Consider the following 9,145-nt stretch of genomic DNA (forward strand, 5'->3'; position numbering starts at 1 on the left):
GATTAACCCGGTGGACTAACCAGCCGCAGCACCCTGAACAAAAGCATCGCGGGGTCGCTTACCGCCCTTCCGGCACGCCCGGACGGGCCGTAAGTGGCCCCGCGTTTGCTGTCTGTTGCTGTCTGGGCACTCGTACGGCCGCGGCGGCAACAATGACCAGTACCGCATTCACCTCCCGGGGGCTGGCCTTGACGGGATTTCCGGGTGGACTATGGGATGGCATGGACATGGATCGTCGCGGCCGTGGGTTTTCCTCGTTCGTTCCCGTGACGCTGACCGGAAGGCCTTCTCTGATGCAAGCGACAGAACCGACCGTGCCTCCTTCACCCTCAGCCCGCCAGCGCGCGGCGAGCCTCAAAGAACGCGTGTACATCATCTTCACGAGCCTGGCCGTGGTGTTGGCGCTTCGGAGTCACGCGGACGAGACCACGCCGCTGGCAGCGGCGGCGACGCTCAGCATCGTGGTGATCGGCTCCCTGCTGGGGATTTTCGTCGCCGACCTCCTGAGCCACCTGACTGTTCATTCGAAGCTCCCCACCGGCGACGAGCTGCACCACATGATCACGGTCAGCGCGGGCGGCCTCGGCGTCCTGGTCACCCCGCTGCTCCTCCTCACGGCAGCCGGCCTTGGTCTGTGGTCGACGGCCGTTGCCCTCGGGTGGGCAGTCGCTGTTCTGGTTGTCTCGCTCGGCATCGTCGGGTTCCTCGCGATCCGCCGCCTCGAGATCCCGCTCCGTCACAAGGCCGCCATCATGTTCGCCGAAGTCGTGTTAAGCCTGCTTGTAATCGGGCTGGAGCTGGTGGCCCACAATCTCTAAAGAAGCCTTAAGGCCTCCCCCCTCGACGCCAGGTTACTGGCCAGTCACTTGTCCAAACGGGAAAGATTTCGGAATACTGGATGCTGTGGCCCCTTTTCGGGCCCGCCCTTTAGCTGGGCTACCGCAGAGCCGGGCAGCCACAGAGCCGGCGTCAGGTTTCGTCCAGCCAGGGCGGGAATACTTGGATAGGGCGCAGAACTGGCGCCGCAATCGCATCCATGGATAGACGGACGGCGCGGTTTTGCCTTGATGCAGCTGGAATCGGAACCGGCCAGACAGAGGCACCGGAGGATATGTGGCGTTACTAGTCCGCGAAAGGCCCGCACAGACGGTCCAACATACTGCAAAGCGCCCGCGGCTGGACGGCCTGGACGTTCTTCGCGGTGCCGCCGTGGGCGCGGTCCTGCTCGGACATTCCTGGCCCGGCATATTCCAGGGCGCCGGCATCGTGGGTGTCATTGCCTTCTTCGTGTTGAGCGGTTACCTGATCACCAACGTGCTGGTCGGCGATATCGAACGGCACCGAAAAATTCGTTACGGACGCTTCTATGCGCACAGGGCCTTCCGGCTGGTGCCGGCACTGGTCTCTCTCCTGGGCGTATACGCGATCGTCGAATTGGCCACCGACGTCCTCGGTGACCGGTCCAAGGGAATCGTGGGCTACACGGTCCTAGCCGGACTTGGCTACCTCAAAGACCTCCCCCTGCCGTTCGACGTCAGCATGGCGATCGGACCGCTCTGGACGCTGGCGGTGGAAGAACAGTTCTACCTGATCTGGCCCGCACTGCTGGTGCTCGCGCTGCGGCGCAACCGCCAGGGACGGCTGATTGGCTGGTCCGCCGCCGTCGCGCTGTTCCTCATGTCGGCCAGTGTGCTGGCAATGGTGACCCTGGCCCCGCAACTTCACTCGCTGGTCTACGCGCTGCCGACCACGTGGGGCCTGGGCCTGATCATCGGTTCGGCCCTGCGGTTGTACAGGGTCCATGTGTTCAACTGGTTCACCGGCCGCTGGCTCAGGCGTGCGACCCTGCTCGGTTCCGTCACCGTCCTGGCCGCGCTGATCTACTTCCCGAAGGCCAACGAAACGCCGGCCTTCATGTTCATTGGCGGCCCGCTGGCCATGGCCGCCGCGGCCGTCCTGGTCGCACTGGCCGCCTCCCGAACCGCAGTGATGCCGAAGTGGACGCGCCCGGTGCAGCTGCTGGGCACCGTCTCCTACGCCGCGTACCTCTGGAACTACGCCGTCATTCTCTGGCTCAACGGCGGCTCCACGGCCGATCTGCCGCCGCTCATCGCGGTGTCCGCCATCGTGGTGACCCTGCTCATTGCGGTCATCAGCTGGCACACTGTCGAACGGCTCGGGCGGATCGCTCGGACCCGCTTCGACCAGCACTATTCTGCGCGCTACCATCCGGACCGGCAGCAGGCCGTCAGCGCCGCTTCCCGGCACGGTTAGTCGGCACGGTTAGTCGCCAGAGTTCAGTTGGCACCCTTCAGCCGGCACCCTTCAGCGGGCACCCTTCAGTCGCTGCGCGGGTCGTTCTCCAGCGTGCAGGCGTCGGTGTTAGCCCCGCAGACGATCACCGCGACGCGTTCCCCTTCGGCGGGTGTGTAAGCCCCTGACGTGAGCGCCGCGAACGCAGCCGCAGCCCCGTATTCGGCGGGGATCCGGTAATCGCTCCACAATTGTGACCGTGCGGCGACGATGGCGGCGTCGTCCACCAGCACAGAGGCCGGCGGGACGCGTGAGGCGATGCTGAAGGCGATCCCACCCACGCGCCTGGCCCCGAGGGAATCCGCGGCGACGCCCGAAACCGCCACATCGACCGGGCGGCCGGCGTCGAGGGCCGCGTGCAGCGTGGGGATGGTGAAGGGCTCGACCGCGACGATGCGGGCCCGGCCCTCGGCAGCTGCCGCCACGCCCGCATAGAGTCCGCCGCCGCCGACGGCGACGACGATCGTGTCGATGCCGGGCTCGTCCTCAAGCATTTCCTCGGCCAGGGTGCCCGCGCCTGCCGCGATTTCCAGCTGGTCGTACGCATGGCAGAACAGGGCGCCGGTATCTTCCACGTAGTGCATTGCGGCCGCGAACGCCTCCGCGTACTCGGCGCCGACCTGCCGGACCGTGGCGTTGTACGCGAGGAGACGCTCGACCTTTACCCGCGGGGCGTTCTCCGGGACGAACACCGTCGCCGGCACACCGAGGGCCGCGGCGGCGTACGCGTTCGCCAAACCCGCGTTGCCGCCTGACGCCGCCACCACGCCGACGGCCGGGTCCAGCTCCCCGCGCTCCCGGGCGGCGAGCTGGCGGTTGAAGGCGCCGCGGGCCTTGAAGACGCCCGTGTGCTGCAGGAACTCACATTTGAACCAGAGCGGGGCGGCAGCGGTACCCCCGCGGAGCAACGGTGTGCGCCGCACGTGGCCACTGATGMGGTTCTGCGCCTGAAGTACGTCGCTGCGGTCGATCACGGGCTCCCCCTGGGGTTGTGTCGCTTGGCCGGTTCGTAAGGATACCCCGGGACCGAAAAGGACCGTCCCCCTGATACAGCTGACGCTCCCCCACCAGTGTTGAGGGAGCGTCAGGCAGATGAACGGGGGAATCAGCCGCCCATGACGGCCGAGCCGACGAACGGGTCGACGGCCAGGGCAATGAAGAGCAGGGTCAGGTAGCTGATGGAGCCGTGGAAGACCTTCATGGCTCCCTTGTTGGAAACGTCGCCGGCCTGGGCGCGGTTGTACAGGGCGTGCGACTCGTACAGGAACCAGGCACCGGCGCCGACGGCGGTCACCGTGTAGACCCAGCCGGCACCACCGGCCGGGATCATCAGCAGCGAACACGCCACCATGGCCCAGGCGTAGAGGACCACCTGCACCGACACCACCTTCGCACCGGCGATGGCGCCCAGCATCGGCACGTTGGCGTTGCGGTAGTCCTCGCCGTAGCGCATCGACAGCGGCCAATAGTGCGGCGGGGTCCAGAGGAAAATCACCATGAACAGCACGACGGCGGGCCACTCGACGGTGTTGGTGACGGCGGCCCAGGCGATCAGGACCGGGAAGCACCCGGCGGCGCCGCCCCAGACAATGTTCTGGGCCGTGCGCCGCTTCAGGATCATGGTGTAGATGACCACGTAGAAGACGATGGCGCCGAGCCCGAGCCACGCGGCGAGCGGGTTGGCCCCGAACCAGAGGATGGCGATCGCCGCCGCGCCCAGCACCCAGGAGAAGATGAGGGCTTCGCGGGGTGTGACCTCACCGGTGACCAGGGGCCGGTTCTCCGTGCGGTGCATGAGCTTGTCGATGTCGCGGTCGATGTAACAGTTGAAGGCGCCGGCGGAACCTGCCGCGAACGCGCCGCCCACCAGCGTCGCGAGGATCAGGCCGATCGACGGGAAGCCGCGTTCGGCATAGATCATGGTGGGCAGCGTGCTGACGAGCAGGAGCTCGATCACGCGGGGTTTCGTGAGCGCCAGGTAGGCCTTGGCTTTGCGGCCGAAGCCCATTCTTCCCGAGGCCGGGGAGGCGTTCAGCGGCGTATTAGTTGTGCTCACGGTGGCAGTCACTCTGTTCTGTCTGGCTGTGCAGTTCTGTCTGGCTGGGCAGCCCCGGGTGGATTTCGCAACGCACTGTGCTGCAGACCGGGCTCCGCGCTCGGCGCACACCCGTGTCCTTGCCCCAGTCGAAGGCCACCACCCATCATACCGTGGAGCTCCGGGCCGGACGGCCGCCGAACGCCGCGCCATGATTCCGGCGCGTTAACGCCGGCTCACCGGCGCCGCGGCGGACGGTGATTCATATAAGCGAAATCAGGTCCAATTGGTGAGATATACGCTGACCACAAAGTGGAATGGGACTAGGCTGTCATTAGATCAGCGCACACGGGCACGCATTTAGGCACTTGCCGGAACACGCGGCTCTGCATCTGCGTCTGAATGATAGATCAACGTTTCGATGGTGAACGGCTGGTACGAACCGCAGCGGGCACCGAACTGTGCCCGGGCGGGAAAAGAACGTACCGCCGGCCGTCAGCACAGAGAGGGGCCCGGTTTTCGTGCCACATTTGGAAGAGCAAGAACTGTCATGGACTGACTTGGACCAGCGCGCGGTGGACACCGTCCGGGTGCTGGCCGCGGATGCGGTGGAGAAGGTCGGAAACGGCCACCCGGGGACGGCGATGAGCCTGGCTCCKGCCGCTTATTTGTTGTTCCAGAAGCTGATGCGCCACGACCCGGCGAATCCGGACTGGCTGGGCCGCGACCGGTTCGTCCTGTCCCCCGGGCACACGTCCCTGACCCTGTACATCCAGCTGTTCCTCTCCGGCTACGGCCTGGAACTGAAGGACCTGGAGGCGCTGCGGACCTGGGGCTCGCTGACCCCGGGCCACCCGGAGTACAAGCACACCAAGGGCGTGGAGATCACCACCGGCCCGCTGGGCCAGGGCCTGGCGTCCGCGGTCGGCTTCGCCTATTCCCAGCGCCGGATGCGCGGCCTGTTCGACGCCGACGCTCCCGCCGGCACGAGCCCGTTCGACCACACCGTCTGGGTGATCGCCTCCGACGGCGACCTGCAGGAAGGCGTCACCTCCGAGGCGTCCTCACTCGCCGGTCACCAGGAACTGGGCAACCTCGTGGTGATCTACGACGAGAACCACATCTCGATCGAGGACGACACGGATGTGGCGTTCACCGAGGACGTCCTGGCCCGCTACGAGGCCTACGGCTGGCACACCCAGCGGGTCGACTGGACCCGGACCGGCGAATACGTCGAAGACGTACAGGAATTGCACGCCGCACTGCTCGCCGCGAAGGCCGAAACCGGCAAGCCCTCCATCATCTCCCTGCGGACCATCATCGGGTACCCGGCGCCGAAGAAGCAGAACACCGGCAAGATCCACGGCTCCGCCCTCGGCGCTGAGGAAGTCGCAGCCCTGAAGAAGGTCCTGGGCTTCGACCCGGAACGCGCCTTCCAGGTCGACGAGGACGTCCTGGCCCACGCCCGTGCCGTGCAGGACCGCGGCGCGGCCGCCCGCGCCGACTGGCAGGCCTCGTTCGAGGCGTGGCAGGCCGGCAACCCCGAGTCCGCTGCACTGCTGGAACGCGTCGAAGCGAAGAAGCTCCCGGGCGACTTCGAAGCCGCCCTGCCGGTCTTCGAAGCCGGCAAGGACGTCTCCACCCGGGCCGCCTCCGGGAAGGTCCTGAACGCGATCGGCCCGGTCATGCCCGAACTCTGGGGCGGCTCCGCCGACCTCGCGGAGTCGAACAACACCACGATCGAGGGCTCGCCCTCATTCATCCCGACATCCCGGTCCACCGCGGCGTGGAAGGGCAACCCCTACGGCCGGGTCCTGCACTTCGGCATCCGCGAGCACGCCGCGGCGTCGATCGTGAACGGCATCTCCCTGCACGGGCGCACCCGGGCTTTCTCCGGAACGTTCCTGATCTTCTCCGACTACCAGCGCCCCGCGATCCGGCTCGGCGCCCTCATGGGCGTCCCGTCGCTGTATGTCTGGACGCACGACTCGATCGGCCTGGGCGAGGACGGCCCCACGCACCAGCCCGTTGAGCAGCTCGCCTCCCTCCGCGCCATCCCGGGCCTGGACGTCGTCCGTCCGGGAGATGCAAACGAGGTCGCCGCGGCCTGGAAGGCCATGCTGGAAAACCACGAAAACCCCGCCGGCATCGTCCTGACCCGGCAGAACATCCCCACCTACGCCCGCGGCACCGGCGTCGCCGACGGCGACACCTTCGGCTCCACCGCCGGCGTCGAGAAGGGCGGCTACGTCCTTGCCGAGGCGTCGAAGGACGGCTCCACCGCCGAAGCCCAGGTCATCCTGATCGGCACCGGCTCCGAGGTCCAGCTCGCCGTCAACGCCCGCGAAGCGCTGCAGGCGGAGGGCATCCCCACCCGTGTGGTGTCCATGCCCTGCGTGGAATGGTTCAACAAGCAGGACGCCGCCTACCGCGACGCCGTGCTGCCCCCGGCCGTGAAGGCACGCGTCTCGGTCGAAGCCGGACTGGCCCTGGGCTGGAAGGAATTCGTCGGCGACGCCGGCCGTTCCATCTCCCTGGAGCACTTCGGCGCGTCCGCGGACTACAAGCGCCTCTTCCAGGAATTCGGCATCACGGCAGAAGCAGTCGCCGCCGCCGCGAAGGAATCCCTCGCCGGCCTCACCAACTGATCCACCACCACGGTTCCGGGGGACGCTGTGCCCCCGGAACCCATGATTTCCAGGAGTTATGAAATGACTACCCCCACCCAGCAGCTCTCCGACGCCGGCGTCTCGATCTGGCTCGACGACCTCTCCCGCGGCCGCCTGCAGACAGGCACCCTGCGCAAGCTGATCGAAGAGAAGAACGTCGTTGGTGTCACCACCAACCCGTCGATCTTCCACGCCGCCATCACCGCCGGCCACGACTACGACGCCGTGATCGCCGCCCAGGCCGCCGCCGGCGCCACCGTCGAAGAGACCGTCTTCGAAATCACGACCACCGACGTCGCCGACGCCTGCGACCTGTTCGCCCCGGTCGCCGCGGCCACCAAGGGCGTCGACGGCCGCGTCTCCATCGAGGTCGACCCCCGCCTGGCCTGGGACACCGCCGGCACCATCGCCGAAGCGAAGCACCTGTACAAGAAGGTCAACAAGGACAACGTCCTGATCAAGATCCCGGCCACCCTCGAAGGCCTCGAGGCGATCACCGCCACCCTGGCCGAGGGCATCAGCGTCAACGTGACCCTGATCTTCTCGCTGGAACGCTACCGCGCCGTGATCAACGCTTTCCAGTCCGGGCTCGAGCAGGCCAAGGACAACGGCCACGACCTGTCCACGATCCACTCGGTCGCGTCCTTCTTCGTCTCCCGCGTCGATGCCGAAATCGACAAGCGCCTCAACGCCATCGGCACCGAGGAAGCCAAGGCACTCAAGGGCAAGGCCGGCCTGGCCAACGCGCGTCTGGCCTACCAGGTCTACGAGGAGCTTTTCTCCACCGAACGCTGGGCACTGCTGGCCGAGGCCGGCGCCCTGCCGCAGCGCCCCCTGTGGGCCTCCACCGGCGTGAAGGACCCGGCCTACCCGGACACGCTCTACGTCACCGAACTCGTTGCCCCCGGCGTCGTCAACACCATGCCGGAGAAGACGCTCGACGCGACGTTCGACCACGGCACCGTCACGGGCGACACCGTCACCCGCGGCTACGACGACGCCAACGCCACGCTGAACTCCCTCGACGCGCTGGGGATTTCCTACAACGACGTCGTCGCCCTGCTCGAATCCGAAGGCCTGGACAAGTTCGTGGCCAGCTGGAAGGAACTGCTGGGCGACGTCGAAGGCGCCCTGGCCTCTGCACGGAAGGCTTCCTAACCCACCATGAGCACACTCAGCTACGACGCCACCGGCGCAGCCCGCCAGGCACATGAGCAGCACCTCCCGGCACTGCTGGAAGACCGCATTGCCACCCGGATCTTCGCGAAGGACCACACCCTGTGGGGTCCGGACGCAGAGCAGGAATCCGCTGTCCGGCTGGGCTGGGTCGAGGCGGCTTCCGTCTCCCAGCCGCTGGTCGGCGACATTCTCGAACTCCGCGACGCGCTGAAGGCCGAGGGCGTAACGCGGATCGTCCTCTGCGGCATGGGCGGCTCTTCGCTGGCGCCTGAAGTCATTGCGGGCACCGCTGGCGTCGAGCTGACTGTTCTGGACAGCACCGACCCCGAACAGGTCAGTGCCGCGGTGGCGGACCGGCTGGATGACACCGCGATCGTGGTTTCCTCCAAGTCCGGCTCCACTGTGGAAACCGATTCCCAGCGCCGGATCTTCGAGCAGGCGTTCACCGATGCCGGGATCGATGCGAAGAGCCGCATCATCATCGTCACCGACCCGGGGTCGCCGCTGGACAAGGCCTCCCGGGAGGCAGGCTACCGCGCCGTCTTCAATGCAGATCCGGACGTCGGCGGCCGATTCTCGGCACTGACCGCCTTCGGGCTGGTCCCGTGCGGGCTGGCCGGCGTCGACATCCAGGCTTTCCTGGATGAGGCCGAAGAAGCCGCCGAGATCCTCAATGAGGACTCGGAGGACAACATCGGCCTCGCCCTCGGCACCGCCCTGGGCGGCACCACCCCGCTGCGCAACAAGATCGTCATCGCGGAGGACGGATCCGGAATCGTGGGCTTCGCCGACTGGGCCGAGCAGCTCATCGCCGAATCCACGGGCAAGCTCGGCACCGGCGTGCTGCCGGTCGTCGCCGGTCCTGCCTCCCCGGAAGCCACCCTGGGCGCCCCCGACGTCCTGGTCATCCGGCTCGTCGCGGCGGACGCCGACGTGCAGCTCGGCGAGA

6 protein-coding genes and 1 pseudogene are annotated in these 9,145 nt (G+C 67.2%); 5 read left to right on the top strand and 2 right to left on the bottom strand.

What is annotated here, in order from left to right:
• Positions 1-314: 314 nt before the first annotated feature.
• Both AC1D1S_RS16350 and AC1D1S_RS16355 read left to right on the top strand, forming a co-directional pair.
• Complete coding sequence (locus AC1D1S_RS16350; RefSeq protein WP_476945111.1) at positions 315-818, top strand: hypothetical protein; 504 nt, start codon at positions 315-317, stop codon at positions 816-818.
• A gap of 295 nt (positions 819-1,113) precedes the next feature.
• Entirely contained in the window at positions 1,114-2,274 is a 1,161-nt protein-coding gene (locus AC1D1S_RS16355) for an acyltransferase family protein (RefSeq protein WP_476994937.1), read from the top strand.
• 65 nt (positions 2,275-2,339) lie between these two features.
• Here the strand turns inward: AC1D1S_RS16355 and AC1D1S_RS16360 are convergent, their stop codons facing one another.
• Both AC1D1S_RS16360 and AC1D1S_RS16365 read right to left on the bottom strand, forming a co-directional pair.
• Positions 2,340-3,287 carry a threonine/serine dehydratase gene (locus tag AC1D1S_RS16360; RefSeq protein ID WP_476994938.1) on the bottom strand — a complete coding sequence of 316 codons (948 nt, stop codon included), beginning with the start codon at positions 3,285-3,287 and terminating at the stop codon, positions 2,340-2,342.
• 131 nt (positions 3,288-3,418) lie between these two features.
• A complete protein-coding gene (locus tag AC1D1S_RS16365; RefSeq protein ID WP_476994939.1) occupies positions 3,419-4,381 on the bottom strand; it encodes a heme o synthase in 963 nt (320 codons plus the stop codon).
• 497 nt (positions 4,382-4,878) lie between these two features.
• On the opposite strand from AC1D1S_RS16365, the gene tkt reads away from it, so the two are divergent.
• The 3 genes and pseudogenes from tkt to AC1D1S_RS16380 form a co-directional block, all read left to right on the top strand.
• On the top strand, positions 4,879-6,996 hold the full coding sequence (gene tkt, locus AC1D1S_RS16370) for a transketolase (RefSeq protein ID WP_459384808.1): 2,118 nt from the start codon (positions 4,879-4,881) through the stop codon (positions 6,994-6,996).
• A gap of 63 nt (positions 6,997-7,059) precedes the next feature.
• Positions 7,060-8,175, top strand: coding sequence for a transaldolase (gene tal / locus AC1D1S_RS16375; protein ID WP_243177721.1), 1,116 nt, complete (start codon positions 7,060-7,062; stop codon positions 8,173-8,175).
• Positions 8,176-8,181: 6 nt separating this feature from the next.
• Positions 8,182-9,145 (top strand): annotated as a pseudogene (locus AC1D1S_RS16380) (glucose-6-phosphate isomerase); the annotation flags it as partial.

The sequence above is a fragment of the Arthrobacter sp. P1_A5 genome, from assembly GCF_056406825.1.

What these genes read in the sequence shown, in the direction of transcription:
- tal (WP_243177721.1), top strand. Translation starts at nt 7,060, where the DNA reads ATGACTACCCCCACCCAGCAGCTCTCCGACGCCGGCGTCTCGATCTGG.